Annotated in this window: 24 protein-coding genes; 19 read left to right on the top strand and 5 right to left on the bottom strand. The window is 60.2% G+C overall.

The window, feature by feature from the left end; genetic code table 11:
• Positions 1-104: 104 nt before the first annotated feature.
• Entirely contained in the window at positions 105-908 is an 804-nt protein-coding gene (locus tag CI807_RS29615; RefSeq protein ID WP_095017282.1) for an IclR family transcriptional regulator, read from the top strand.
• On the opposite strand, the gene CI807_RS29610 is transcribed toward CI807_RS29615, so the two are convergent.
• The gene (locus CI807_RS29610; RefSeq protein WP_095017281.1) at positions 909-1,961 is read right to left on the bottom strand and encodes an NAD(P)-dependent alcohol dehydrogenase; all 1,053 of its coding nucleotides are present in this window, start codon (positions 1,959-1,961) and stop codon (positions 909-911) included.
• Positions 1,962-2,142: 181 nt separating this feature from the next.
• Here CI807_RS29610 and CI807_RS29605 point away from each other — a divergent pair, with 181 nt between their 5' ends.
• Positions 2,143-3,036, top strand: coding sequence for an AraC family transcriptional regulator (locus tag CI807_RS29605; protein WP_095017280.1), 894 nt, complete (start codon positions 2,143-2,145; stop codon positions 3,034-3,036).
• 100 nt (positions 3,037-3,136) lie between these two features.
• Here CI807_RS29605 and CI807_RS29600 read toward each other — a convergent pair whose 3' ends face one another.
• Positions 3,137-4,801: an electron transfer flavoprotein-ubiquinone oxidoreductase gene (locus tag CI807_RS29600; protein WP_010208416.1), complete on the bottom strand. Its 1,665-nt coding sequence runs from the start codon at positions 4,799-4,801 to the stop codon at positions 3,137-3,139.
• Between the two features lie 506 nt (positions 4,802-5,307).
• Here CI807_RS29600 and CI807_RS29595 point away from each other — a divergent pair.
• The 14 genes from CI807_RS29595 (at position 5,308) to CI807_RS29530 (ending at position 16,896) form a co-directional block, all read left to right on the top strand.
• Positions 5,308-6,057: an electron transfer flavoprotein subunit beta/FixA family protein gene (locus tag CI807_RS29595; RefSeq protein ID WP_028617555.1), complete on the top strand. Its 750-nt coding sequence runs from the start codon at positions 5,308-5,310 to the stop codon at positions 6,055-6,057.
• A gap of 2 nt (positions 6,058-6,059) precedes the next feature.
• Positions 6,060-6,989: an electron transfer flavoprotein subunit alpha/FixB family protein gene (locus CI807_RS29590; RefSeq protein ID WP_016980004.1), complete on the top strand. Its 930-nt coding sequence runs from the start codon at positions 6,060-6,062 to the stop codon at positions 6,987-6,989.
• Positions 6,990-7,059: 70 nt separating this feature from the next.
• Positions 7,060-7,875, top strand: coding sequence for an ABC transporter substrate-binding protein (locus CI807_RS29585; protein WP_095017279.1), 816 nt, complete (start codon positions 7,060-7,062; stop codon positions 7,873-7,875).
• A 9-nt stretch (positions 7,876-7,884) separates the two neighbouring features.
• Positions 7,885-8,247, top strand: coding sequence for a DUF4398 domain-containing protein (locus tag CI807_RS29580; RefSeq protein ID WP_095017278.1), 363 nt, complete (start codon positions 7,885-7,887; stop codon positions 8,245-8,247).
• Entirely contained in the window at positions 8,244-9,059 is an 816-nt protein-coding gene (locus CI807_RS29575; protein WP_095017277.1) for an OmpA family protein, read from the top strand. The genes CI807_RS29580 and CI807_RS29575 overlap by 4 nt, the downstream gene beginning before the upstream one ends.
• 276 nt (positions 9,060-9,335) lie before the next feature.
• On the top strand, positions 9,336-10,775 hold the full coding sequence (locus CI807_RS29570) for a PLP-dependent aminotransferase family protein (protein WP_015885400.1): 1,440 nt from the start codon (positions 9,336-9,338) through the stop codon (positions 10,773-10,775).
• Between the two features lie 104 nt (positions 10,776-10,879).
• Entirely contained in the window at positions 10,880-11,365 is a 486-nt protein-coding gene (locus CI807_RS29565; protein WP_095017276.1) for a translation initiation factor 2, read from the top strand.
• 162 nt (positions 11,366-11,527) lie between these two features.
• On the top strand, positions 11,528-11,782 hold the full coding sequence (locus CI807_RS29560) for a YkgJ family cysteine cluster protein (protein ID WP_016979374.1): 255 nt from the start codon (positions 11,528-11,530) through the stop codon (positions 11,780-11,782).
• Positions 11,783-11,837: 55 nt separating this feature from the next.
• A complete protein-coding gene (locus CI807_RS29555) occupies positions 11,838-12,443 on the top strand; it encodes an START domain-containing protein (protein ID WP_095017275.1) in 606 nt (201 codons plus the stop codon).
• Positions 12,444-12,546: 103 nt separating this feature from the next.
• On the top strand, positions 12,547-12,783 hold the full coding sequence (locus tag CI807_RS29550) for a hypothetical protein (RefSeq protein WP_025999984.1): 237 nt from the start codon (positions 12,547-12,549) through the stop codon (positions 12,781-12,783).
• Between the two features lie 212 nt (positions 12,784-12,995).
• On the top strand, positions 12,996-13,337 hold the full coding sequence (locus CI807_RS29545; RefSeq protein WP_010208429.1) for a ribonuclease E inhibitor RraB: 342 nt from the start codon (positions 12,996-12,998) through the stop codon (positions 13,335-13,337).
• A gap of 415 nt (positions 13,338-13,752) precedes the next feature.
• Positions 13,753-15,162: a circularly permuted type 2 ATP-grasp protein gene (locus CI807_RS29540; protein WP_034108288.1), complete on the top strand. Its 1,410-nt coding sequence runs from the start codon at positions 13,753-13,755 to the stop codon at positions 15,160-15,162.
• Positions 15,163-15,166: 4 nt separating this feature from the next.
• Positions 15,167-16,117, top strand: a complete 951-nt coding sequence (locus CI807_RS29535) for an alpha-E domain-containing protein (protein ID WP_095017274.1) — start codon at positions 15,167-15,169, stop codon at positions 16,115-16,117.
• The gene (locus CI807_RS29530; protein ID WP_095017273.1) at positions 16,114-16,896 is read left to right on the top strand and encodes a transglutaminase family protein; all 783 of its coding nucleotides are present in this window, start codon (positions 16,114-16,116) and stop codon (positions 16,894-16,896) included. The genes CI807_RS29535 and CI807_RS29530 overlap by 4 nt, the downstream gene beginning before the upstream one ends.
• A gap of 96 nt (positions 16,897-16,992) precedes the next feature.
• On the opposite strand, the gene CI807_RS29525 is transcribed toward CI807_RS29530, so the two are convergent.
• Positions 16,993-17,799 (bottom strand): cytochrome c, encoded by an 807-nt coding sequence (locus CI807_RS29525; protein ID WP_095017641.1) that lies wholly within the window; start codon positions 17,797-17,799, stop codon positions 16,993-16,995.
• Positions 17,800-18,446: 647 nt separating this feature from the next.
• On the opposite strand from CI807_RS29525, the gene CI807_RS29520 reads away from it, so the two are divergent.
• The 3 genes from CI807_RS29520 (at position 18,447) to CI807_RS29510 (ending at position 22,625) form a co-directional block, all read left to right on the top strand.
• A complete protein-coding gene (locus tag CI807_RS29520) occupies positions 18,447-19,652 on the top strand; it encodes an acetyl-CoA C-acetyltransferase (RefSeq protein ID WP_095017272.1) in 1,206 nt (401 codons plus the stop codon).
• A gap of 16 nt (positions 19,653-19,668) precedes the next feature.
• Positions 19,669-21,816 carry a 3-hydroxyacyl-CoA dehydrogenase NAD-binding domain-containing protein gene (locus tag CI807_RS29515; protein WP_095017271.1) on the top strand — a complete coding sequence of 716 codons (2,148 nt, stop codon included), beginning with the start codon at positions 19,669-19,671 and terminating at the stop codon, positions 21,814-21,816.
• An 83-nt stretch (positions 21,817-21,899) separates the two neighbouring features.
• The gene (locus CI807_RS29510; RefSeq protein WP_095017270.1) at positions 21,900-22,625 is read left to right on the top strand and encodes an amidotransferase; all 726 of its coding nucleotides are present in this window, start codon (positions 21,900-21,902) and stop codon (positions 22,623-22,625) included.
• Here CI807_RS29510 and CI807_RS29505 read toward each other — a convergent pair.
• Together CI807_RS29505 and CI807_RS29500 are read right to left on the bottom strand one after the other, a co-directional pair.
• Entirely contained in the window at positions 22,622-23,593 is a 972-nt protein-coding gene (locus CI807_RS29505) for a magnesium and cobalt transport protein CorA (RefSeq protein ID WP_016979227.1), read from the bottom strand. The genes CI807_RS29510 and CI807_RS29505 overlap by 4 nt on opposite strands.
• Before the next feature lie 42 nt (positions 23,594-23,635).
• Entirely contained in the window at positions 23,636-24,382 is a 747-nt protein-coding gene (locus CI807_RS29500) for a 1-acylglycerol-3-phosphate O-acyltransferase (RefSeq protein WP_095017269.1), read from the bottom strand.
• Positions 24,383-24,519 lie beyond the last annotated feature (137 nt).

Here is a 24,519-nt window from a genome sequence, read left to right as displayed (position 1 = left end):
GCTGATCTTTGCGGCTGATGAGCTTGTTGTGGCAAGCCTGCTCGCCACGGAAGGCACCAGAGATCATAATGTTCGCCGTTTTCGTACCACCACATAGGCCTGATATGCAGGAAAACGCCCACACCCCCGTCAAAGACGCCGCCCCCACCGGCACCCAGACCCTGCTGCGTGGCCTGGGCGTGGTGCAAGCGGTGGCGGCAGGCGCGCGGGATCTGAAAGAGATCGCCAAGCGCATCGGTACCACCCGCAGCACCACCCACCGCCTGGCCAGTTGCCTGGTGGAAGAGCGTTACCTGCGCGTGGTGCCGCAGGTCGGTTACCTGTTGGGGCCGAAGTTGATCGAGCTGGGTTTCCAGGCACGGGAGGAGTTGCCGCTGGTAACCTTGGCCGTTCCGTATCTGGATGAGTTGTCGGCGTTGACCGGCGACACCATCCACCTGGCCATCCGTGAATACGACGACGTGCTGTACCTGCACAAGAACCCCGGCCGTAATGGCCCGGAAATGCGCTCACGGGTCGGCCATCGCATGCCGCTGGCGCGCACCGGGATCGGCAAGGCATTGCTGCTGGATGACACGGTTGCCGAGTGGCAACGTCTGTACGAAGTCAGCCTGCCAGCGGGTGGGAAAAGCCTGCAATGGCCGCAGCACCCAGAACAGTCATGGGCACAGTTCGAGCAGCGCATGCATGAATACGTGGTGGGCGGTTATGCGTTCGACCTGGAAGACAACGAACCGTCGATCCGTTGCGTGGCGGCACCGGTGCGCGATGCCAGCCGGCGCATCGTCGCCGGTATCAGCATCGCCAGTACCGTGCCCTACATGCCGCTGGAGAAAATGGCCGAGCTGATTCCTGTGGTCAAACAGGTCGCAGCCCGGCTGTCAGCGGAGTTGGGCGCGAAGGCCTGATCAGGCCTTCAACGTCGCCATGTCGATGACAAAGCGATACTTCACATCGCCGGCGATCATGCGGCTGTAGGCTTCGTTGATGTGGCGGATGTCGAGCATTTCGATGTCGCAGGTGATGCCGTGCTCGGCGCAGAAATCCAGGACTTCCTGGGTTTCGGCAATGCCGCCGATCAACGAACCGGCCAGCACCTTGCGGCCCAGCACCAGCTTGGCGGCGTTGACGGGCGGGTCCACCGGCTCGATCAGGCCAACCAGGATATGCACGCCGTCAAAGCGCAGCACGTCGAGGTAGGGGTTTAGATCGTGCTGCACGGGGATGGTGTCCAGCAGGAAATCGAAGCTGCCGGCGGCGGCTTTCATCTGGGCTTCGTCGGTAGACACGATCACATGATCGGCGCCCTGGCGACGGCCTTCTTCGGCCTTGCTTGCCGAGCGGGTAAACAAGGTCACTTCCGCGCCCATGGCCTTGGCAAACTTGATGCCCATATGGCCCAGGCCGCCCATGCCGAGCACGCCGACTTTATCGCCAGCCTTCACGCCGTAGTGCTTGAGCGGCGAGTAGGTGGTGATGCCGGCACACAGGATCGGCGCGGTGCTGGCCAGGTCGAGCTTGGCCGGGATCTTCACCACGAAATGTTCGCTGACCACGATGCTGTCGGAGTAACCGCCCATGGTGTTGCTGCCATCGACGCGGTCCGGCGTGGCGTAGGTCATGGTCGGGCCTTCGAGGCAGTATTGCTCCAGGTCCGCTTGGCACGCGTCGCAGTGACGGCACGAATCGACCATGCAGCCCACACCCACCAGGTCGCCGATTTTGTGCGCGGTGACGTTGGCGCCAATGGCGGTGACCTTGCCGACGATCTCGTGGCCGGGCATCAGTGGGTACACGGCGATGCCCCACTCGTTGCGGGCCTGGTGGATGTCGGAGTGGCAGACGCCGCAGTACAGGATCTCGATGGCCACGTCATCGACGCGCGGGCTGCGGCGCTGGAACGACATGGGGGCGAGGGGAGTGGTGGCCGACTGGGCGGCGTAACCGATGGCGGTGAACATGGGGAAACCTCGCAAAAGCAATGACAGGTGAGGCGGCGCATTCTCCGCGCCGGGTCCTGATGCGGCCATGGCGATTGCTCCGAGTCTCATGCCTATTCGTCCGGGAGTGCCTCGTGTTTGGATCCTTGTGACGCCAGACCTGCGATGATGTTCTCATCCCCTTTTCGCGAAGTTTTTTGCCATGTTGCTCACCCGCCATCTCGACGCCAACGCCACGCTGGTTGCCTTGATTGAAGGGCTTACGCCCTGCGACGGTTTCTCGCCGACGAACCTGCCCGGCGTGCAGGTGTTGCGCGCCAGTTGCGACGTGGCGCGTGGGCCGCAGATCTACGAGCCAAGTCTGATGTTCGTGGCCCAGGGCAGCAAAGTCGCCTACCTCGGCCCGCGTACGCTGGAGTATGGCGCCGGGCATTACCTGATCCAGGCGATGCCGGTGCCGTTCGAATGCGAGACGTTTGCCATGGCGTCCGATGCGCCGTTGTACGGCGTCACGGTGGGCATTGATCGCGTGGTGCTGGGTGAATTGGTCATGGCCATGGGCATTCAGGCCGGGCCGCCACCGACCGCACAGACGCTGGAGTCAATGAGCTCGGTGATGCTTGATGACGCGATGCGCGGTGCCGTTGAACGGCTATTGGAGTGTCTGCACGATCCGCTGGAAAGCCGGATCATGGGCCCGGCGCGGGTCAGGGAAGTGTTGTTCACCGCGTTGCGGGGGCCGCAGGCGGATGTGTTGCGGGCGCTGGTGGAACAGCAGGGGCAGTTTTCGCGGATCGCCACCTCGTTGAATCACCTGCATGCCCATTACGCCGAGCCGCTGAATATCGAGACACTGGCGGGGTATGCGCACATGAGTGCGTCGACGTTTCATGAACATTTCAAGCGCTGTACGTTGTTGTCGCCGGTGCAGTACTTGAAGCGTTTGCGTTTGCTCAAGGCTCAGCAACTGCTGCTGGTGGAGGGCATGGGCGTGGCGCAGGCGGCGCATAACGTGGGGTATCAGAGTACGTCGCAGTTCAGTCGGGAATATAAACGCTACTTCCTACGCAATCCCGGCGAAGAACGCGCCGCTTGATACGCCTCGGTCAATGTGGGAGCTGGCTTGCCTGCTCCCACAATTGACCGCGCTGTGTCAGCTATAAAAAAGGCTCCCATTTGGGAGCCTTTTTTTGGGCTTACATATTCGGGTAAGTCGGCCCACCCGCGCCTTCCGGCGTGACCCAGGTGATGTTCTGCGAAGGGTCCTTGATGTCACAGGTCTTGCAGTGCACGCAGTTCTGGGCGTTGATCTGGAAGCGCTTCTCGCCGTCTTCCTTGGTGATCACTTCATACACGCCGGCCGGGCAGTAGCGCTGCGCCGGTTCATCGTAGAGCGGCAGGTTGGTGCCGATCGGGATGCTCGGGTCTTTGAGCTTCAAGTGGCAGGGTTGCTCTTCTTCGTGGTTGGTACCGGAGATGAACACCGAGCTCAGCTTGTCGAAGCTCAGCTTGCCGTCGGGTTTCGGGTAGTCGATTTTCTTGCTGTCCTTGGCCAGCTTGAGGCAGGCGTAGTCCGGCTTGGTGTCGTGCAGGGTGAACGGCATCTTGCCGCCCAGGATGTTCTGGTCGAACCAGTTGAAGCCGGCGCCGATGATCGGGCCGAACTTGTGCATGGCCGGGCCGAAGTTGCGGCTGGCGAACAGTTCTTCGTAGAGCCAGCTGGATTTGAAGCTGTCGACGTAAGCGGTCAGTTCATCACCGCCCTCGGATTCGGCGAACAGGCGGTCGGCCACGGCGTCGGCGGCGAGCATGCCGGACTTCATGGCGGTATGGCTGCCTTTGATCTTGGCGAAGTTCAGGGTGCCGAGGTCGCAACCGATCAGCGCGCCGCCCTTGAAGACCATCTTCGGCAGCGAGTTCAGGCCGCCTTTGCAGATGGCGCGTGCGCCGTAGCTGATGCGCTTGCCGCCTTCCAGGTACTGGGCCAGCACCGGGTGGTGCTTGAGGCGCTGGAACTCATCGAACGGCGACAGGAAAGTGTTGCTGTAGGACAGGTCGACGATCAAGCCGACCACCACCTGGTTGTTTTCCAGGTGATAGAGGAACGAGCCGCCGGTGTTTTCGGCGCTCATGATGTCCAGCGGCCAACCAGCAGTGTGGACGACCAGGCCAGGTTGGTGCTTGGCGGGGTCGATTTCCCAGATTTCCTTGAGGCCGATGCCGTAGTGCTGGGCGTCGGCGTCGCTGTCCAGGTTGAAACGCTGGATCAGCTGCTTGCCGATGTGGCCACGGCACCCTTCGGCGAACAGCGTGTACTTGCCGCGCAGTTCCATGCCAGGGGTGTAGACGCCTTCTTTCGGGTTGCCTTCACGGTCGACGCCGAGGTCGCCGGTGATGATCCCGCGCACCACGCCGTTTTCGTCGAACAGCGCTTCCTGGGCGGCGAAGCCTGGGTAGACTTCCACGCCCAGGTTCTCGGCCTGCTGGGCCAGCCAGCGGCACAGGTTGCCCAGGGAGATGATGTAGTTGCCTTCGTTGTGCATGGTCTTGGGCACAAAGAAGTCAGGCACCTTGGTGGAGGCTTCGGGGCTGCGCAGTACATAGATGTCGTCGCGCACCACCGGGGTGTTGAGCGGGGCGCCAAGTTCTTTCCAGTCCGGGAACAGTTCGTTCAGGGCGCGTGGTTCGAACACGGCACCGGAGAGGATATGCGCGCCGACTTCGGAGCCTTTCTCGACCACGCAGACGCTGATTTCCTTACCGGCTTCGGCGGCCTTCTGCTTCAGTCGGCAGGCGGCAGACAGTCCCGCCGGGCCAGCGCCGACGATGACCACGTCGAATTCCATGTATTCGCGTTCCACAGGCTATCTCCTACTCAAGGCTCAACAGGCTTTTTTTTCTAATGGGTGGAGGTTCGGTGTTGTCTTGCGGCAACGGCAAGACCCACCTTTCTCTCTAGGTGGCGCATTATATCTACACCACTGCTAGCGTCCAATACAAACGTTTGTTTGAATTGCCCGCAGGCTAGGTAAATCAAAGTGGTGCGGCTTATGACTGGCTATTTTGCCGTATTGACCAGAATAGGTGTTCCGGTCAATATACGGTCGGTTTTGCGCTAACCGTAGGCAGACTGCAGGTTTCAAGAGCACGTCCAAAAGCAAGACAGGTGGCGCGCGTCCAGACAATGGCGCGCAGTTTACACGCTGCGATAAAGAATGACCTCTCAGTCACCACTGACGAACGGTCATCATTTCCCGTGAGCAAGGTCGCCGCCTGCGTTTTTGGAGGTGCCCTTGTGTGCCGATGAGCATCAACCGCCAGGTTCGCCTAGGCGACTTTCTTTTCACCGGAGAGTAACGAGGAATCCATGAAGGTTCTTGTAGCTGTCAAACGCGTTGTCGATTACAACGTGAAAGTTCGCGTCAAGGCGGACAATTCCGGCGTCGACCTTGCTAACGTCAAGATGTCGATGAACCCTTTCTGCGAAATCGCTGTGGAAGAAGCCGTCCGCCTGAAAGAGAAAGGCGTGGCGACTGAAATCGTCGTGGTTTCCATCGGCCCTACCACTGCTCAAGAGCAGCTGCGTACCGCCCTGGCACTGGGTGCAGACCGTGCCATCCTGGTCGAGTCCGCTGAAGAGCTGACCTCTCTGGCCGTGGCCAAGCTGCTCAAAGCCGTTGTCGACAAGGAACAGCCTCAGCTGGTGATCCTCGGCAAACAGGCCATCGACAGCGACAACAACCAGACTGGCCAGATGCTGGCTGCACTGACCGGTTACGGCCAGGGCACCTTCGCCTCCAAAGTCGAAGTGAGCGGCGACAGCGTAGCTGTAACCCGTGAAATCGACGGCGGCGCGCAGACCGTTTCCCTGAAGCTGCCGGCCATCGTCACCACCGACCTGCGTTTGAACGAGCCGCGCTACGCGTCCCTGCCAAACATCATGAAAGCCAAGAAGAAGCCGCTTGAGTCGGTCACTCCTGAAGCTTTGGGCGTTTCCACCGCCTCTACCAACAAGACCGTCAAGGTTGAAGCACCGGCTGCACGCAGCGCGGGCATCAAGGTCAAGTCGGTGGCCGAACTGGTCGAGAAACTGAAAAACGAAGCGAAGGTAATCTAACCATGACTATCTTGGTAATCGCAGAACACGACAACAAGGTTGTGGCCCCGGCCACCCTGAACACCGTGGCCGCTGCCGCTAAAATCGGTGGCGACATTCACGTGCTGGTAGCAGGCCAAGGCGCTGGTGCCGTGGCTGAAGCCGCAGCGAAAATCGCTGGCGTGAGCAAAGTCCTGCTGGCCGACAACGCCGCTTACGCTCACCAGTTGCCGGAAAACGTTGCTCCGCTCGTTGCTGAGCTGGGCGCTGGCTACAGCCACATCCTGGCTGCTGCTACCTCCAACGGCAAAAACATCCTGCCGCGCGTTGCCGCGCAGCTGGACGTTGACCAGATCTCCGAGATCATCTCGGTTGAAAGCGCCGACACCTTCAAGCGCCCGATCTACGCCGGTAACGCCATCGCGACCGTACAGTCCAACGCTTCGGTCAAAGTCATCACCGTGCGTGCCACCGGTTTCGACCCGGTTGCCGCTGAAGGTGGTTCGGCTGCCGTTGAAGCCGTTGCGGCTGCCCACGACGCTGGCACTTCCAGCTTCGTAGGCGAAGAGCTGGCCAAGTCGGATCGTCCTGAGCTGACCGCTGCCAAGATCGTCGTTTCCGGCGGCCGTGGCATGCAGAACGGTGACAACTTCAAGCACCTGTACGCCCTGGCCGACAAGCTGGGTGCTGCGGTCGGCGCTTCGCGCGCGGCCGTTGACGCAGGTTTCGTACCCAACGACATGCAGGTCGGCCAGACCGGCAAGATCGTTGCGCCACAGCTGTACATCGCCGTCGGTATCTCCGGCGCGATCCAGCACTTGGCCGGTATGAAAGACTCCAAAGTGATCGTTGCGATCAACAAGGACGAAGAAGCACCGATCTTCCAGGTGGCTGATTACGGCCTGGTGGCGGACTTGTTCGAAGCCGTCCCTGAGTTGGAGAAGCTGGTCTAATCCAGTCGCTTCACTTATAAAGAGCCCGGTCCTTGTGACCGGGCTTTTTTTTGACTTGGAGACACACGCCATGGAATTGCGCCCTTGGGCTCTACTGCTGGGCCTCACATTGCTGCCGACGCTGTCGCTGGCCGCCGGCAAATGCGATCGCCTGGTGATCACCGGCAGCCCGGACGCACCGCCGTTGCTCTGGCGCGACCCGCAAGACCCCACGCACCTGATCGGCGCCACCGCCGATGTGTTGCAACAAGTGGGCAAGGACCTCGGCTTGAAAGTCGACCTGCTCTACGGCGGTAAGCGTTCCCTGGCCCTGGAGGAAGTGCGCAGCGGGCGCATGGACATCCTTGCCGACGCGCCGCTGAACCTGGGCGAGCTGGAAACCCTCGATTACATCCATCCTGCCTTGGTGCAACTCGACTACCTGGTGTGGACGCGTAAGGATTCGGCGCTGGCCTATGCCACGGCCGCCGACCTGCACGGGCACAAAGGCGCGGTGTCAGAGCGTGCGCGTTTGAGCGCGGCCTTCGAAACCTTCGCCGGTGAGCAACTGAGCCTGCAACGCCTGCCGTCGCTGACACCAACGTTTCAGAAGCTACTGCTGGGTGAAGTGGACTACGTGCTGGCCGGGCGTTATTCCGGCATGGCCATGGCGCAGACCTTGGGCATGAGCAATGACTTGATCGCGCGCGATATCCCCATCGACCAGCCGGGCCTGTACCTGGCGATTTCCCACAACTCGGCCTGCAATGATCCGTGGCTACGCGGACAGCTGGCCAAAAAGATGACAGAATTGCCCGCGTCCGGTGTGGCGCAAGCTGCGTTGCAGAGCAATCTGGAGCGCTGGAAAGCGCAATTGCAGCAACCCGTCGGCACCCCAACAAAGTAGGGATTTTCAGTGACTCTTCGACCTCTTTTCGCGGCCCTCGCCGTTGTCGCTCTGGCGGGATGTGCAGCCGATCCTGCGCCGAATGAACAAATGCGCCTCACCCAGCAAGCCCTGGAGCAAGCCAGTGCCGTGGGGGCCAACGCGGATGAATCGCCTGAATTGAAACTGGCCGAAGCCAAGTTCGCCCGGGCCAAGTCGAGCATGGCCGACCAATCCTACAAAAACGCCCGTATGCGTTTCGAGCAATCCGAGCTGGACGCACGCCTGGCCGAAGCCAAGGTGCTGACGCGCAAGAGCCAGGAACAACTGAACGTGCTCAACACCCGTATTACCCGCCTGCGCAAGCAATTGCAGTTGGGGGAAGCCCAATGAGCCCGATGATCCGTAGTTTGAGCTGTGCGGTGCTGTTGGGCACCGCCGTGTTGGGCGGTTGCGCCAGCCATCCCGACAGCGAGCAGGCCTTGCAACAGGCGGGCAACGACTTCCAGCAGGTCAAGGAAGATGCCAACGTGTTGCGCTTTGCGCCCAAGGACGTGATCCGCGCCGGTGAGTCCCTGGCCCGTGCCGACCGTTTGTCCAGCTACTGGGGCAGTGGCGCCGATGTGGTGCATTACGCCTACCTGAGCCAGCGCTACAGTGCGATTGCTCGCGAACACAGCGAGCAGGGGCTCAATGAAGAACGCCGCGTCAAGCTCGAACTGGAGCGCCAGCGCCTGCAATTGGCCCTGCGGGAAAACAAGCTGACCAGTGTGCAGCAGCAGGGCAAGTGGCTTGAAGAACAGATCGCCAGCCTGGCCACTACCCAGACCGATCGCGGCCTGGTGATGACCCTGGGCGATGTGCTGTTCGATACCGGTGAAGCAGAGCTGAAAAACTCGGCCAACCGCACGGTGCTGAAAATCGTACAGTTCCTGCAACTCAACCCCAAGCGCGTGGTGCGCATCGAGGGGTATGCCGACAACACTGGCGGCGAGCGCGAAAACCTCAAACTGTCGCGGGACCGCGCACAGTCGGTGGCGGATGTGCTGGTTGACCTTGGGATCGACGAAAAACGCATCCAGGTCGAGGGTTATGGCGACCAGTACCCGGTGGAGGCCAATGCTTCCGAGCGGGGCAGGGCGCAGAACCGTCGCGTTGAAATCGTTTTCTCCGACGAAAAAGGCCAACTCGGCGCCGCCCGTTAGGCAGCTGACACAGATCAACCTGTAGGAGCTGGCTTGCCAGCGATAGCATCGCTTCGGTTTACCTGATAGACCGAGTTGCCTGCATCGCTGGCAAGCCAGCTCCTACAGGTGGCGTAAGCCGGTCAATGATCGGTTTTTTATGCGCCTTAGCATTACAGTTTTTACTGTCACTCCCGCCCGCGCTCGACTATTGTGGCAACTGTCCCCGTACACTTCTAAACTGTGCCGGTATGTTTCACACAAAAATAAAATACCCGTGAAATCGAGTGCTGCGTCATGACCAATCTGTTGCTTTACCAACGTATCGCCCAGCAACTGGCTGAGGATATCCGGCGCGGTGTCTATCAACCGGGCGAGCGCGTGCCTTCGGTGCGCAAGATGAGCTCGCAGTTGAACGTGAGCCACGCCACGGTGTTGCAGGCCTACGCCAACCTGGAAGACCAGGGGCTGATCCGGGCGCGGCCGCAGTCCGGCTATTACGTGCACCAGACGCCAGCACTCACCGCGCCGACGCCGGATATTGCACGGGTCGAGCGTCCGGGGTTGGTTACCCGCAGCAGTATCATCCAGCAGGTATTGGGCGAGTCGCGCCGTGAAGGCGTGTTCCCGCTGGGTGCCGCCGTGCCGAGCGTGGACTACTTGCCGGTACGCGCGCTGCACCAGCAGTTGGCCAAGGTCACGCGGTTCCAGAGTCCACGGGCATTCAGTTACATGTTCAGCCCCGGTTTTGAGCCGCTGCGCCGTCAGGTGGCGATCCGCATGCGCGATGCGGGCGTGGTGGTGGACCCTTCCGAAGTGGTGATCACCCACGGTTGCGTCGATGCCTTGCAGATGTCGCTGCGCGTGCTGACGCGGCCGGGCGACCTGATTGCCGCAGAGTCACCGACCTATTACGGTTTGCTGCAACTGGCTGACCTGTTGGGCCTCAAGGTCATTGAGATCCCCAGCGACCCGTCCACCGGCATGAGCCTGGAAGCCCTGCAACTGGCGGCCAACCAGTGGTCGATCAAGGCGCTGGTGCTGACCACGCGGCTGAGCAACCCGCTGGGCGGCACCATGCCCGAAGAGCGGCAGAAACAGTTGCTGCGCCTGGCGTCGGACTTCGATATCCAGATTGTCGAGGACGATATCTACGGCGAGCTGATGTTCGAACTGGGCCGCACCAAGGCCTTGAAGGCTTATGACCGCCTGGATCGGGTGATCTATTGCTCCAGCTTTTCCAAGACGCTGTCTCCCGGCGTGCGCATCGGCTGGATGATCGCCGGCAAGTATCAGCAGGAAATCCAGCGCTTGCAGATGTTCAGTACCCACTCCGCTTGCAGTGTTACGCAGATGGGCGTCGCTGCGTACTTGGAAAACGGCGGTTACGACCGGCACCTGCGTTACATCCGCCAGGAATACCGCAAGAACCTCAGCGCCTTCCAGCTGGCGGTGCAGCAATATTTCCCGGAAGGCACCCAGATGACGCGTCCGACCGGCGGTTTCATCCTGTGGGTCAGTTTGCCCGGACGGGTCAATACCCAGGAACTGCACGTACGTGCACTGCAACAGGGCATCAGCATCGCGCCGGGGCTGATTTTCAGTAATACCGAGCAGTTCAACCATTGTATTCGCCTCAACTGCGGCACGCCGTGGAACCGCGAGGCAGAGCGGGCGCTGATGACTTTGGGGATGCTGGCGAGCCAGTTGTGCCAGGAGACGGCAGCCGGACTGTGACGCTCAGAAAGGGGACAAATCCTATAGCACGCTAATCACCGCGCTTGTCATGCCGCGCACAACAAGCGAGCATATGGCCCTCTGCCGTTAATGCTGTAGGCAATATGACTTCGATTGTTCGCGCGGTTTTGGTGATTGGCTTGTTAAGCCTGTGCAACGTCGGCACATCGCTGGCGGCAGCCCCTGTGAGCGAAACGAAGCCCGCCGCCAGTACCGAGCAGAAGCCCCCCGCGAAAAAGCCGGCCCCTGTAAAAAAAGCGCCAGCGGTGAAGAAACCCACTGCTGCCGCCAAAAAACGTGCGGCCAGTAAGTCCAAGGCGTCGCGCGAAGTGGCGCAGACACAATTGCCACCGGCACAGTTGGACCTGTCGCTGCCATCCGACATGGTCAGGCACTTGCAGCCCATCGGCACCATGCCAAAACCCAAGAGTGTGCCACTGTTGCCGCCGATGTTTGGCGAGAAGCCCGCCGACAACAGCGCCTTCCAGATCAACGGCCGCCTGCTCAGCAATGAAATGAAGCTGCAGTTGCGCAACGAAGAACGGCGCGAAGTGGAAGGTGCAGCATTGGAATTTGAATTCAAGCAGTAAACTTTTCCCACAAAGGTGACGTGGATCGCCGACCACGTGTCGGAGACTGGTCAGTCACTTTTGTTTTCTGCGAAAAACCCCTGTTAGACCATTTTAAAACGGCTGTTTTAGGGCGTACTCTAGCTCGGCCATCCACATTGAGTCGTCGAGGACCTGCTGGTCATGAATTGCCGTGAAGGCTGTGGCGCATGCTGCATCGCCCCGTCCATCAGTTCGCCATTACCCGGAATGCCACAGGGCAAACCGGCAGGCGTTCGCTGCGTGCACCTGTCGGTCGAACTGTTATGCCAGATTTTCGGCCAGCCGGAGCGCCCGGCGGTGTGCAGTGATTTCAAGGCGGATCTCGAGGTCTGCGGCACCGACCAGGCCGATGCGATCCGCTTGATCGGCTGGTGGGAGCAGATGACGGCGGCTTGATGGGCTTTACTATCGGAACTTTTTTTTCGGAACTTCGACAATAAGGAATACAACAATGGGTTCGCTGAAACGAATGGCTGTGTTGTGCGGTTTTACGGTGTTGTTTGCTGCCACTGCCCAGGCTGAGGATTGGCAAGTCGCCAAGGACGAAGACGGTATCAAGGTGTCCCTGAGCGAAATTGCCGGCTCCAAATACAAGGCGTATCGCGGTGTGACCGTGATCAAGGCGCCGGTGGCCAAGATTGTTGCCCTCCAAGAAGACGTCGCCGGTGCCTGTGCCTGGATCCACGAGTGCAAATCCCAGAAGCTGGTCGACAAGAAAGGCGACGAGAGTTGGACCTACACCCAATTCAAAGCCCCGTTCCCCGTGACGGATCGTGATTCCTACCTGCACATCACCACCACCAAAGCGGCCGATGGCACGCTGACCCGTAAGCTGGAAGGCGTGCCGACCTACAAGCCCGAAGAAAAAGGCTACGTACGTGTCGCCCAGGTCGACGGTTTCTGGAAACTGGTGCCTAAAGGCGACAACCAGACCGAGGTCACCTACCAGGTGCACACCGAACCAGGCGGCAGCGTGCCCTCGTGGCTGGCCAACAAGTTCGTGGTGGATGCGCCGTTCAACACCTTGAAAGCGTTGAAACAACACGCTGAAAAGTAAGCGCAGCTGATCAGGTGTCTCCTGCCTTGGGTGGAACGTTTGCCGAGCCCCCAAGGTCCAGATAGAGGTAAGCCCACACATGGGTTTTATCGAGGAGGCACCGATGCAAAAGTGGCAGATTACCTTCGTTGATGATCACGGCGTGAAGTCCGTCGAGCAGTTCACCTGCGAGCAGAAGCCCAGCCTCGAAGATGCGGCACACATGATCCGCAACAAGCTGGTGCCCGTTGCCGCCGAATTGGACCTCAATGACCTTGAGGGCCGCAAGCCCGAACCTACGGTCAAGATCCTCAAAGACCAGAACAGTATCCAGATCCTCGACATCTCTCCCGCCGCCTGAACATTCCCTGTCCACCCTTCAAGCACCTCTGGTGGAGGTGATAGCTTCGCGCTACTCTGCAAGTGAGATCAGCGAATGAATCGCTAGTTCTGGTCTTGTCAGCTACATGCTTGTTTTCCAGCGGTGATGTTGTTGCCGTAGTTCCCACGCCAGTAAGGCGTGGGCTTCGGGAAGCACGGAAAGTCTATCCATCAATTCGAGGAGCACTTTTCATGAGCACAGCCTATCAAGAAGACATCAGCACCAACGTTCTGCGCCGCATGAAAGAAGGCGGTTTCGACTTCTCGCGTTTCCACCCCATCGAGTTCTACGCCATTTTCCCGGATGAGGAACGGGCGCGCCGGGCTGCGGGTGAGTTTCGTGGGGAATCCCTGAATGCCCAGGTCAGTGCGCGCGACGATGGCGCCTGGTACCTGGAACTGAGCAAGATCATGTCCGCTACCTACGATGGCATAGGAGACTTCGAGCAAGACTTTGGGGCGGTGGTCGAGCCGCTGGGCGGGATCATCGAGGGATGGGGCGTGAAGCAGGAGGTGCGTGGGTTACCCATGTAGCAGCTTGAAGTATGAGAAACGCAGCGTATCGGCTGACCTTTGGGTCGGCCGATTTTGTTTGTGCCGTGGAAAAATATTCGGAACTTGCGCGCTATTTTTGCGCACCAAAAAAAAGGCCACCCGAGAGGGTGGCTTAAAGGGAAGAGCGGTTCGCTGGAACTGTAGGACGCGTCCTGTTCAGCAGATGGGGCCGATTATCCGCAGGCTTGGCCAGGCAGTGAAATCAACTCTGACTATGCTGTTGATAGTCAAAGCCCGCATTGCGATGAAGCGTCGGGCCATGCACCGGGCATTCTGCGCACCAGGACGGTGCGGCTGGATTCTGGTTGTAATTCAACTCACTGATTTTTAAGTGTTTATGCCGCTGGCACGGGCCTTGCGATGGTTCTAGCGCCCGGGTGACAAGGAGTTCGGCATGATCCGCACTTATTACGATGAAATGTACGATGGGGCAGGCCAGGTCCGGCCGCATTACCGCGAGTTCGCCCGTTGGTTGGCTGAAACCCCTGCCGAATTACTGGCCCAGCGCCGGCGTGAAGCCGATTTGCTGTTTCACCGCGCCGGGATCACCTTCACGCTCTACGGGGATGAGCAGGGTACGGAACGGTTGATTCCCTTCGACACCATCCCGCGCAGCATCCCCGCCAGCGAATGGCGGATTGTCGAGCGCGGCTGTATCCAGCGGGTCAAGGCGCTGAACATGTTTCTCGCCGACCTGTATCACGAACAGCGCATCATCAAGGCCGGAATCATTCCTGCTGAACAGGTGCTGGCCAACGAGCAATACCAGTTGGCGATGCAGGGGCTGGACCTGCACCGCGACCTCTATTCCCACATCTCCGGCGTCGACCTCGTACGCGATGGTGACGGCACGTACTACGTGCTCGAAGACAATTTACGTACGCCGAGCGGCGTCAGCTACATGCTCGAAGACCGCAAGATGATGATGCGCCTGTTCCCCGAACTGTTCGCTGCCCAGCGCATCGCGCCCATCGACCACTACCCCAATCTGCTGCTGGATACCCTGAAAAGCTCAAGCCCCCTGGATAACCCCAGCGTGGTTGTACTGACGCCAGGTCGCTTCAACAGTGCGTTCTTCGAGCATGCCTTTCTCGCCCGAGAAATGGGCGTGGAACTGGTGGAAGGCGCCGATCTGTTCGTGCGTGATGACCGCGTCTTCATGCGCACCACCGACGGGCCCAAGGCCGTGGATGTGATCTACCGTCGCCTGGATGACGCGTTCCTCGATCCGTTAGCCTTCAACCCGGACTCCATGCTCGGCGTGCCCGGCCTGCTCGCAGCCTATCGCTCTGGCAATGTGGTATTGGCCAATGCCATCGGCACCGGCGTGGCGGATGACAAGTCGGTGTACCCCTTCGTCACCGAGATGATCCGTTTTTACCTGGACGAAGAGCCGATTCTGAAGAATGTTCCGACCTTCCAGTGCCGTAAGCCCGACGAATTGTCCCACGTGCTGGCCAACCTGCCCGACCTGGTGGTAAAGGAAACCCAGGGCTCCGGCGGCTACGGCATGCTGGTCGGTCCGGCGTCTACCGCCGCGGAAATCGAAGCCTTTCGCGCCCGCATCAAGGCCAAGCCCCACGCCTATATCGCCCAGCCGACCTTGTGTTTATCCACCTGTCCGACCTTTGTCGAAAACGGTATTGCGCCGCGCCATATTGACCTGCGTCCGTTCGTGTTGTCCGGCAAGGAAACCCGTGTGGTCCCCGGTGGCTTGACCCGCGTGGCGTTGCGTGAGGGCTCGCTGGTGGTCAACTCGTCCCAGGGCGGCGGCACCAAAGACACCTGGGTGGTCGAGGACTGATGCCATGTTGAGTCGAACTGCTTCAGATCTGTACTGGATGTCGCGCTACCTGGAACGTGCGGAAAACCTCGCACGCATGCTTGATGTCAGCTATTCGCTGTCGCTGATGCCCCAGGACGGGCGCGGCGATGGCCTGCATGAACTGGCCATGCCGCTGTTGATCACCGGCACCCTGGAGGATTACCACGAACGTCACGGCGAGCTGCACGCCGAACGCCTGTTGCACTTCTTTGCGCTGGATGCTGCCAATCCGGCCAGCATCTACAGTTGTCTCGGCGCCGCGCGGGCCAGCGCCCATGCGGTGCGTGGGCGAATTACCGCCGACATGTGGGAAAACATCAACGCCACCTGGCTGGATATTCGCGATATCGCCCAGCAGGGCTTGAGCCGCTATGGCATGAGCCGTTTCTGCGAGTGGGTAAAAGAGCGTTCCCATCTGTTTCGCGGCGCCACCTACGGCACCATCATGCGTAACGATGCGTTTCGCTTCATTCGCCTGGGCACTTTTATCGAGCGTGCCGACAACACGCTGCGCTTGCTGGACGCCCGCTACGAGATGGCGGGCGATCGCGCCGAAGCCGTCACCGATGGCACCGCCCACGCCTACTATCAGTGGAGTGCCTTGTTGCGTGCGCTGTCGTCGTTCGAGGCCTACACCGAGATTTACCGCGATGCCCCCGGCGCGCGGCAAGTGGCGGAGTTGCTGCTGTTACGCGCCGATGTACCGCGCTCACTGCGTGCCTGCAGCGAAGAGATCGACCAGATCCTTGCCAGCCTGCCCGGCCTTAATGGTCGACCGGCCCAGCGTCTGGCGGCCGAGTTGGATGCGCGCCTGCGCTTCACCGCCATCGATGAAATCCTTGAGGAAGGCCTGCACGCCTGGCTGACCGACTTTATCCCCTTGGTCCGCCAGTTGGGCGACGCCATCTACAGTTCCTACCTGGAGGCGGCATGAGACTCTCCATCAGCCACGAAACCACCTACCACTACGAAGACCAAGTGCGCGCCAGCATCCAGTACCTGCGCCTGACGCCCCACGACAGCGAACGCCAGCACGTACTCAGCTGGCAGCTCGACCTGCCACGCCCGGTGCGGGCGCAGGTGGACCCGTTCGGCAACATCCTGCATGTGCTGACTTTGGATGAACCCCACGATGCCATCATCATCGGCGCCCGTGGTCAGGTGGATATCGACGAGTTGCGCGAGGCCGAACATGAGCACCAATCCGCATTCCCGTTTCTGCGTTGCACCCGCCTGACCGAACCTGACGAAGCCTTGCGCGGTTTTGCCGACCAGCAATGCCGTCAACGTCGCGATCGCACCGCGTTGATCGACCTGATGCACGCGCTCAACCAGGCGATGGTCTACACGCCCGGCGCCACCGAAGTCGACACCTGCGCCGCCCAGGCCTTCGCCGGCCGTGCGGGCGTGTGCCAGGACCACACGCATGCGTTCCTGGCGTGCGCGCGCAGCCTGGGGATTCCAGCGCGGTATGTGTCGGGGTATTTGTACTCGGAGGACAGCACGCACCTGGCCAGCCACGCTTGGGCTGAAGCCTGGCTGGATGACGCGTGGTACAGCTTTGATGTGACCAACCAGCTCGCACGGCCGGAGCGGCATTTGAAGCTGGCGGTGGGGTTGGATTACCTCGACGCCTGCCCAGTTCGTGGGATGCGGCGTGGCGGGGGGCATGAGCAGATGCATGCCAAGGTGTTTGTGGCGCCGCAGCAATGACTGTAGGAGCGAGCGTGCTCGCGAAAAACGTCATCGCTAACGCAGCGCTTATGATCGCCCGCGGTGTCTGAAGGTTCTTCGCGAGCAAGCTCGCTCCTACAGAGGATGTTTACGGCCCGCCATATGCTTCAAGTAGCCCACCAACAAATCCAGCTCGCCGTCCGGCAACACGCTGGCAGAAAATGCCGGCATCTTCGCCTGCGGCCAATGCCGCAAGCTCTGCGGGTCGCGAATATAGCGCTTGAGAAAATCACCGCCAAAATACTCGGTGGGGTTATACGGAATGTTCAAATCCGGCCCCACCTGCGCGTCGCCGGCGCCATTTAGGCGATGGCAAGCCAGGCAGTTTTTCTGGAACAGAACAAAGCCTTGGTTGATCGGGTCATTCGCTGCCAGCTTTGGATCCGGCAACAGTGCGGGAAAGCGCTCGGCAACCGTCTTCAACTGTTTGATCCCGGAGATCTGGAACGGCCACTGCTCAGGGCTGATGTGCCCGGCTTGTGGGTCGGTCCACACCAGGTAGAACGGCCCGGCACTCGGTTTGCCTTCCGCCAGTGCAGGCCATGGCTGGGCAGGATCCTCCACCGCCAGCCAGGCGCGTGATCCTTGGGTTTCCAGCAGCGGCGCAGCGGTGAGTTCGGCAGCGAAACCATCCAGGGCAACAGCCTGCAAGTGGCTTTCAGGTTTTAGCCCCGGTAGGAGCGCGGCCAAGGGCACTGCGCGATAGCTCATGGTGCGCTTGTAGGAAACGTCATCGACAATCTGCACCGTTTGCGCCTGCGGGTGCTTGAGCAGGTCAGCGGTCTGCCACGTCTTGCGGGTGTGGTCGAGTTCGATGGTCAATTGTGCTGCCGAAGCGGGAAGCGCGATCAGCAAGGCGAGGAGGGCGAAGATCGGTTTCAAGAGGGAGGCCCGGTGTGAGGTGGCGATGGCGCTCACGATACCGGAAATTGGCGCGCAAAAAGGCAGCCCCTGCAGGACCGCTATGCGCAATGTCCCGGCAGGTGCTGCCAAAAGCTGCAAACCCGGTGCTGTGAAGGCACGGAATGTGGGCGTTGGGGGGTCACCCAATGACCTTGGTCAAGTTGGGCAAGATCAGAATCAGTGTGGTGGCGAACAGAATGAGTCCCGCCTGACGTACTTTCGAATGTTTGAACATGGCTGACTGCCTTTTGTTGTTATTCCTGAGCGTCAAATGCGTGCCGGTTTTATTTCAGTATGGCGAGATGACGTGTCGCTTTTCTTACAGCCGCTCCAGCAAAACCCGGCAGTGGCTTCCTACTGATTCAACCTTAGAGCCCTCGTTCTTCGTGGCTTAGACTCATTTCATATCAGCTAATGAATATTTCAGCTTAAAAAGGCATGAGGCATATCGCCATCTTGGCGCCAATGCCTTGGCTAGACAGCTAAAACGATTAACCCGGCGATTAGCTTAGGAGACTACCGTTCGTCCGAGCGAGGGGGTCAAAAGCAATGAGCGCATCCGTCATTGAAACCGTGTCAATCGGGCCTAAGGTAGAGGCACACATGCACAGCGGTTCGAGGACGTCATGACCCAAGCTTTGATCTTTGATGCGATACGCACGCCCCGTGGCAAAGGCAAGGCCGACGGTGCCTTGCACAGCGTCAAGCCGGTAAACCTGGTGGCCGGCCTGCTCACGGCGCTGGCCCGGCGCAGCGACCTCGACACACACCACGTAGACGACATCGTGCTCGGCTGCGTGACCCCAGTAGGCGACCAAGGCGCTGACATCGCCAAGACCGCCGCCTTAGTCGCGGACTGGGACATCAGCGTCGCCGGTGTGCAGATCAACCGCTTCTGCGCGTCGGGCCTGGAAGCCGTCAACCTGGGCGCGATGAAGGTGCGTTCCGGCTTCGAAGACCTGGTGGTGGTCGGTGGCGTCGAGTCCATGTCCCGCGTGCCCATGGGCAGTGACGGTGGCGCGTGGGTGCTCGATCCGCAGACCAATATGCACAGCCACTTCACTCCCCAGGGCATCGGCGCGGACCTGATTGCCACCCTGGAAGGTTTCACCCGTGAGGACGTCGACACTTTCGCCCTACACTCCCAACAGAAAGCGGCCAGGGCGCGTGCGGACGGTTCCTTCAACAAATCGCTGATCGCGGTGCAGGACCAGAACGGCATTGTGCTGCTGGACCATGACGAATTCATCCGGAGCGACTCGACCCTGGAAGGCCTTGGCAAGCTCAAGCCCAGCTTTGAAATGATGGGCCAGATGGGCTTCGACGCCACCGCGCTGCGGGTCTACAGCCATGTGGAGCGCATCCAGCATGTGCACACACCGGGCAACAGCTCCGGGATCGTCGATGGTGCCGCGTTGATGTTGATCGGCTCTGAGGCCAAGGGGCGGGAACTGGGCCTGCAACCCCGTGCGCGTATCGTCGCCACGGCGGTCACCAGTACCGATCCGACCATCATGCTCACCGGCCCCGCGCCCGCCACGCGCAAGGCCCTGGCCAAGGCTGGGTTGCGCGTCGAAGACATCGACCTGTTTGAGGTCAACGAAGCCTTCGCCTCGGTGGTGCTCAAGTTCATCAAGGACATGGGCATCGACGCGGCGCGGGTCAACGTGAATGGCGGCTCCATCGCCATGGGCCACCCGCTGGGTGCCACCGGTTGCGCCATCCTCGGCACCTTGCTCGACGAGCTGGAGGTGCGTCAGCAGCGCTACGGCCTGGCCACCCTGTGTGTCGGCGGTGGCATGGGCATCGCCACCATTATCGAACGCCTCTGAGCCCAAGGAATTTGTCATGACCCAAGCTATTCGTTACGAAAAAGGCCAGGACGGCATCGTGGTGCTGACCCTCGACATGCCCGGCCAGAGCGCCAATACCATGAATGGCGTGTACCGCGAGGCCATGGCGGCCACGGTCGAACGTCTGGAGGCGGAAAAAGATAGCCTTGCAGGCGTGGTGATCACTTCGGCCAAGAAGACATTTTTTGCCGGCGGCGACCTCAATGAACTGATCGCGGTCGACAAGGCCCACGCCAAGGATTTCTACGACGGCGTGCTGGTGTTGAAAGCGCAACTGCGCCGCCTGGAAACCCTCGGCAAACCCGTGGTGGCCGCGATCAATGGCGCGGCGCTGGGGGGCGGCTGGGAGATTTGCCTGGCCTGCCATTACCGCGTGGCGCTGGACGACAAATCGGTGCAGCTTGGCTTGCCGGAAGTCACCTTGGGCCTGCTGCCGGGCGGCGGCGGGGTGGTGCGCATGGTGCGCATGCTCGGGTTGGAAAAGGCCTTGCCGTATCTGCTCGAAGGCAAGAAGGTGCGGCCGCAACAGGCGCTGCAAGCCGGGCTGGTGAATGAGCTGGCGGCGGATCGCGATGAACTGCTGGCCAAGTCCCGCGCCTGGATCCTGGCCAATCCGGACGCCAAGCAACCGTGGGACAACAAGGCCTACCAGATTCCCGGTGGTACACCATCGAGCCCGAAAGTTGCGCAGATGCTGGCGATTGCGCCTTCGATTCTGCGCAGTAAGACCCAGGGCTGTTTCCCCGCGCCCGAAAAAATCCTCTGCGCCGCCGTCGAAGGCGCCCAAGTGGATTTCGACACCGCGCACCTGATCGAAACGCGCTATTTCACCGAGCTGGTGACGGGGCAAGTGGCGAAGAACATGATCGGCACCTTTTGGTTCCAGCTTAACGAGATCAATGCAGGCAGTTCGCGGCCGCAAGGTTTCGCGCCTTACGTCACGCGCAAGGTCGGTGTGCTCGGCGCAGGGATGATGGGCGCAGGCATCGCCTACGTCAGCGCCAGCGCGGGAATTGAGGTGGTGCTCAAGGACATCAATCTTGCGGCCGCCGAGAAGGGCAAGGCGCATTCGGCGGCGTTGCTGGACAAGAAAGTCAGCCGTGGGCAACTGACCGCCGAACAGCGGGAAACCATCCTGGCGCGGATTCTTCCTACGGCCAGCGATGACGATCTGGCCGGTTGCGACCTGATCATCGAGGCGGTGTTCGAAGACCGGGAACTCAAGGCCAAGGTCTCCGCCGCCGCACACAGCGTGGTCGGCGCTGACGCTGTGATTGCCTCCAACACCTCCACCTTGCCCATCAGCGGCCTAGCTACGGCGGTGCCGGATCAAGGCAAATTCATTGGCCTGCATTTCTTCAGCCCGGTGGACAAGATGCCGCTGGTGGAAATCATCAAAGGCGCGCGTACCAGCGACGAAACCCTGGCCCGAGGTTTCGATTTCGTCCTGCAAATCAAGAAAACCCCGATTGTGGTCAACGACAGCCGTGGCTTCTTCACCTCGCGGGTGTTTGGCACCTTTACCAACGAAGGCATCGCCATGCTGGGCGAAGGTGTTGCCGCGCCGATGATCGAGACTGAAGCGCGCAAAGCCGGCATGCCGGTGGGGCCGCTGGCGGTGTCGGATGAAGTTTCCCTCAGCCTGATGAGCCATATCAGGCAGCAGACGGCCAAGGATCTGCAGGCGGAAGGCAAGGCTGCGCCGACACATCCGGCGACGGCGGTCATCGATCTGTTGGTCAACGAATACAAACGCGTGGGCAAGGCGGCGGGGGGCGGTTTCTATGAATATCCCAACGGTGGCCAGAAATACCTTTGGCCAGAGCTGAAAAGCCGCTTTGAACGGCCCGACCAACGTATCTCGCCCCAGGATGTGCGCGACCGCCTGCTGTTTATCCAGGCCATCGAGACCGTGCGTTGCGTGGAGGAGGGTGTGTTGATGTCTACGGCGGACGCGAACGTGGGGTCGATCTTCGGCATTGGGTTCGCGGCCTGGAGCGGCGGCGCGTTGCAGTTCATCAACCAATATGGGTTAAACGACTTCATTGCCCGCGCTCGCTACTTGGCTGAGCAATATGGCGAACGCTTCACGCCACCGGCGTTACTGCTCGAAAAAGCGGCGCAAGGTGACACGTTCAGGTGATTAAAGGGGGCTTGCCTTGAAGGGGTATTTCAAGGCAGGCTCTGGGGTGTGCAATATTCCCATCACCGTGTCAGGTATTTTTTATGTCGCTACGCGTCTGTATCCTGGAAACCGATATCCTGCGTCCAGGCTTGATCGATCAATACCAAGGGTACGGGCAGATGTTCAAGCGCCTGTTCGCCAAGCAGCCCATTCCCGCCGAGTTTGTCGTGTACAACGTGGTGAACGGCGAGTACCCGTCGGACGATGAAGTGTTCGACGCCTACCTGGTGACCGGCAGCAAGGCCGACTCCTTTGGCACCGACCCGTGGATCCAGACCCTCAAGACCTACCTGCTTGAACGTTACGAGCGCGGCGACAAGCTGCTCGGCATCTGCTTCGGTCACCAACTGCTGGCACTGTTGCTCGGCGGCAAGACCGAACGCGCCGGCCAGGGCTGGGGCATGGGCATCCACGACTACAAGCTCGATGCCAAGACGCCGTGGATGAGCCCGGAAGTGGAAGAACTGACGCTACTGATCAGTCACCAAGACCAAGTCACTACGCTGCCGGACAATGCCACGGTCATTGCCTCCAGCGCCTTTTGTCCGTTTGCGGCGTACCACATCGGCGACCAGGTCCTGTGCTTCCAGGGGCACCCGGAATTTATTCACGACTATTCCCGCGAGTTGCTGGAGATTCTTCAGACGACGTTGGGCGAAAAGGTCTACACGAACGGCGTGGCCAGCCTTGAGCGCGACCACCACGGCGCCACCGTGGCTGAATGGATGATGCGTTTCGTCGCGCACAAGCCAGAGGCTCAGGTTTAAAGCCAGCCCGAACGCTTGAAACTGGCCCACAGGCTGGTGCAACCCACCGCGATAAACCCGAGCACCGCAAAGTAGCCGTAGTGCCATTGCAGCTCGGGCATGTTCTGGAAGTTCATCCCGTAAATCCCTGCCACTGCGGTGGGGAACGCCAGGATCGCCGCCCATGCGGCGAACTTGCGCTGCACCACACTCTGGCGCGACGCCTCCAGCAGCACACCGATCTCGATGGTCTGGCTGGCGATATCGCGCAGGGTGGTCAGGTCTTCCATCTGCCGCGTCACGTGGATCTGCACATCACGGAAGTACGGGCGCATGTTCTTGTCGATAAAAGGAAAGCTGAGTTTTTGCAGCTCCTGGCTGATCTCCACCATCGGCGCCACATAACGCTTGAGCCGCAATACGTCGCGACGCAGGCCATGAATCTTCTGAATGTCCCGCTCGCTCAACGAACTGCACAGCACATTGCGCTCCAGCTCATCGATCTCGGCATGGATCGCTTCGCTTACCGGCTGGTAGTTCTCGGTGACGAAATCCAGCAGCGCATAAAGTACGAAATCTTCCCCATGCTCCAACAACAGTGGCCGCGCCTCACAGCGCTGGCGCACAAAACCGTAGGACGCCGAGTGACCGTTGCGGGCGGTAATGATGTAGCCGTTGCCGGCAAAGATATGCGTCTCGATAAACTCCAGCTTGCCGTTCTCACGCACCGGTGAATAGGTGACGATAAACAGCGCATCGCCGAAGGTTTCCAGCTTCGGACGGCTGTGTTTTTCCAGGGCGTCTTCGATGGCCAATTCATGCAGGTTGAACTGGCGTTGCAGGTTGGCCAGTTCCTGGGCGTCGGGTTCTTCCAGGCCGATCCATACAAAGTGATCGGGTTTGGCGGCCCAGGCCGCGCCTTCATCGAGGGTGATATCCGTGACTTTCTTACCGGCGCTGTAGACGGCGGCCGCAACAACTCTACCCATGGTGCTGATCGCTTCTTATTGGGAGGACAGGTGTTGGGCAGCTTAGCTGGAAGGGAGTTCTATTGTTGCGGGACTTTGCAATTCGCGGTCCATCTCTGCAATGCATTCATCCATTTGCACATGACAGGCCTGCATCAACATAGGGATGTCATCCGCAGTCATCCCAGTGGTAGGAATCGGCGGCAACGACCGTATGAGCACATCCCCACTGTTCCAGCGATTGAGTTGCATGTGAGTGACGTAATTGCTGACACACACCTGCACAATCGGCACACCGGCCGCAATCGCCATGTGAAACGCGCCTTTCTTGAATGGCAGCAAACCTTTGCCCAGATTGCGCGTGCCCTCCGGGAACACCCAGATAGACGTGTCTTCATGCTGCAAGGTATGAGTCGTGGTAAGCATCGCGCGGCGCGCCTTGTGCGCATTGCCTCGGTCGATCAGCACGTTGCCCGCCAGCCAGAACAATTGACCGAACAGCGGCACCCATTTCAGGCTTTTCTTGGCGATGCATACCGTGCGGTAGGGCACCACGTTGCCGAACACAAACAGGTCATAGTTGGACTGGTGGTTGGCGATGATCACGCAGGTGCCAGGCTTGTAGCGCAGCGAGTCCACATCGGCCTTCACGTTCAGCCGCAAAATCCACATGGCTGGGAGCGCGTAGAGGCGAGCACACAGGCGACTGTTGTCCGGATTGAATGGCCGACACAGACCGACCAGCACGCCCAGTACACCGGCGAGCATAAAGTGCAGGCCCATCAACAACATACGCAGCAAAAAAAGCATCGACACGGCCTATCCGGACAAAAGGTGGCGCAGTGTACGGATGTGCACTGTATTCGGCAATTACCCCTGTAGAGGTAGGAGATGGCCGATGTTTAAGAGCATGTTTCAACATCTACCGGCACGGGCAGGCTAGAGCG

The organism is Pseudomonas sp. NS1(2017), assembly GCF_002269425.1.
Lineage (GTDB): Bacteria > Pseudomonadota > Gammaproteobacteria > Pseudomonadales > Pseudomonadaceae > Aquipseudomonas > Aquipseudomonas reactans.
This window is presented reverse-complemented; position numbering and strand designations above follow the sequence as displayed.

Coding starts and splice junctions, on each gene's coding strand:
- CI807_RS29590 (WP_016980004.1), top strand. CDS start 6,060: ATGACTATCTTGGTAATCGCAGAACACGACAACAAGGTTGTGGCCCCG.
- CI807_RS29575 (WP_095017277.1), top strand. CDS start 8,244: ATGAGCCCGATGATCCGTAGTTTGAGCTGTGCGGTGCTGTTGGGCACC.
- CI807_RS29540 (WP_034108288.1), top strand. CDS start 13,753: ATGATCCGCACTTATTACGATGAAATGTACGATGGGGCAGGCCAGGTC.
- CI807_RS29535 (WP_095017274.1), top strand. CDS start 15,167: ATGTTGAGTCGAACTGCTTCAGATCTGTACTGGATGTCGCGCTACCTG.
- CI807_RS29550 (WP_025999984.1), top strand. CDS start 12,547: ATGCAAAAGTGGCAGATTACCTTCGTTGATGATCACGGCGTGAAGTCC.
- CI807_RS29520 (WP_095017272.1), top strand. CDS start 18,447: ATGACCCAAGCTTTGATCTTTGATGCGATACGCACGCCCCGTGGCAAA.
- CI807_RS29500 (WP_095017269.1), bottom strand. CDS start 24,382: ATGCTTTTTTTGCTGCGTATGTTGTTGATGGGCCTGCACTTTATGCTC.
- CI807_RS29615 (WP_095017282.1), top strand. CDS start 105: ATGCAGGAAAACGCCCACACCCCCGTCAAAGACGCCGCCCCCACCGGC.
- CI807_RS29585 (WP_095017279.1), top strand. CDS start 7,060: ATGGAATTGCGCCCTTGGGCTCTACTGCTGGGCCTCACATTGCTGCCG.
- CI807_RS29555 (WP_095017275.1), top strand. CDS start 11,838: ATGGGTTCGCTGAAACGAATGGCTGTGTTGTGCGGTTTTACGGTGTTG.
- CI807_RS29595 (WP_028617555.1), top strand. CDS start 5,308: ATGAAGGTTCTTGTAGCTGTCAAACGCGTTGTCGATTACAACGTGAAA.
- CI807_RS29510 (WP_095017270.1), top strand. CDS start 21,900: ATGTCGCTACGCGTCTGTATCCTGGAAACCGATATCCTGCGTCCAGGC.
- CI807_RS29560 (WP_016979374.1), top strand. CDS start 11,528: ATGAATTGCCGTGAAGGCTGTGGCGCATGCTGCATCGCCCCGTCCATC.
- CI807_RS29610 (WP_095017281.1), bottom strand. CDS start 1,961: ATGTTCACCGCCATCGGTTACGCCGCCCAGTCGGCCACCACTCCCCTC.
- CI807_RS29570 (WP_015885400.1), top strand. CDS start 9,336: ATGACCAATCTGTTGCTTTACCAACGTATCGCCCAGCAACTGGCTGAG.
- CI807_RS29605 (WP_095017280.1), top strand. CDS start 2,143: ATGTTGCTCACCCGCCATCTCGACGCCAACGCCACGCTGGTTGCCTTG.
- CI807_RS29505 (WP_016979227.1), bottom strand. CDS start 23,593: ATGGGTAGAGTTGTTGCGGCCGCCGTCTACAGCGCCGGTAAGAAAGTC.
- CI807_RS29515 (WP_095017271.1), top strand. CDS start 19,669: ATGACCCAAGCTATTCGTTACGAAAAAGGCCAGGACGGCATCGTGGTG.
- CI807_RS29565 (WP_095017276.1), top strand. CDS start 10,880: ATGACTTCGATTGTTCGCGCGGTTTTGGTGATTGGCTTGTTAAGCCTG.
- CI807_RS29530 (WP_095017273.1), top strand. CDS start 16,114: ATGAGACTCTCCATCAGCCACGAAACCACCTACCACTACGAAGACCAA.
- CI807_RS29545 (WP_010208429.1), top strand. CDS start 12,996: ATGAGCACAGCCTATCAAGAAGACATCAGCACCAACGTTCTGCGCCGC.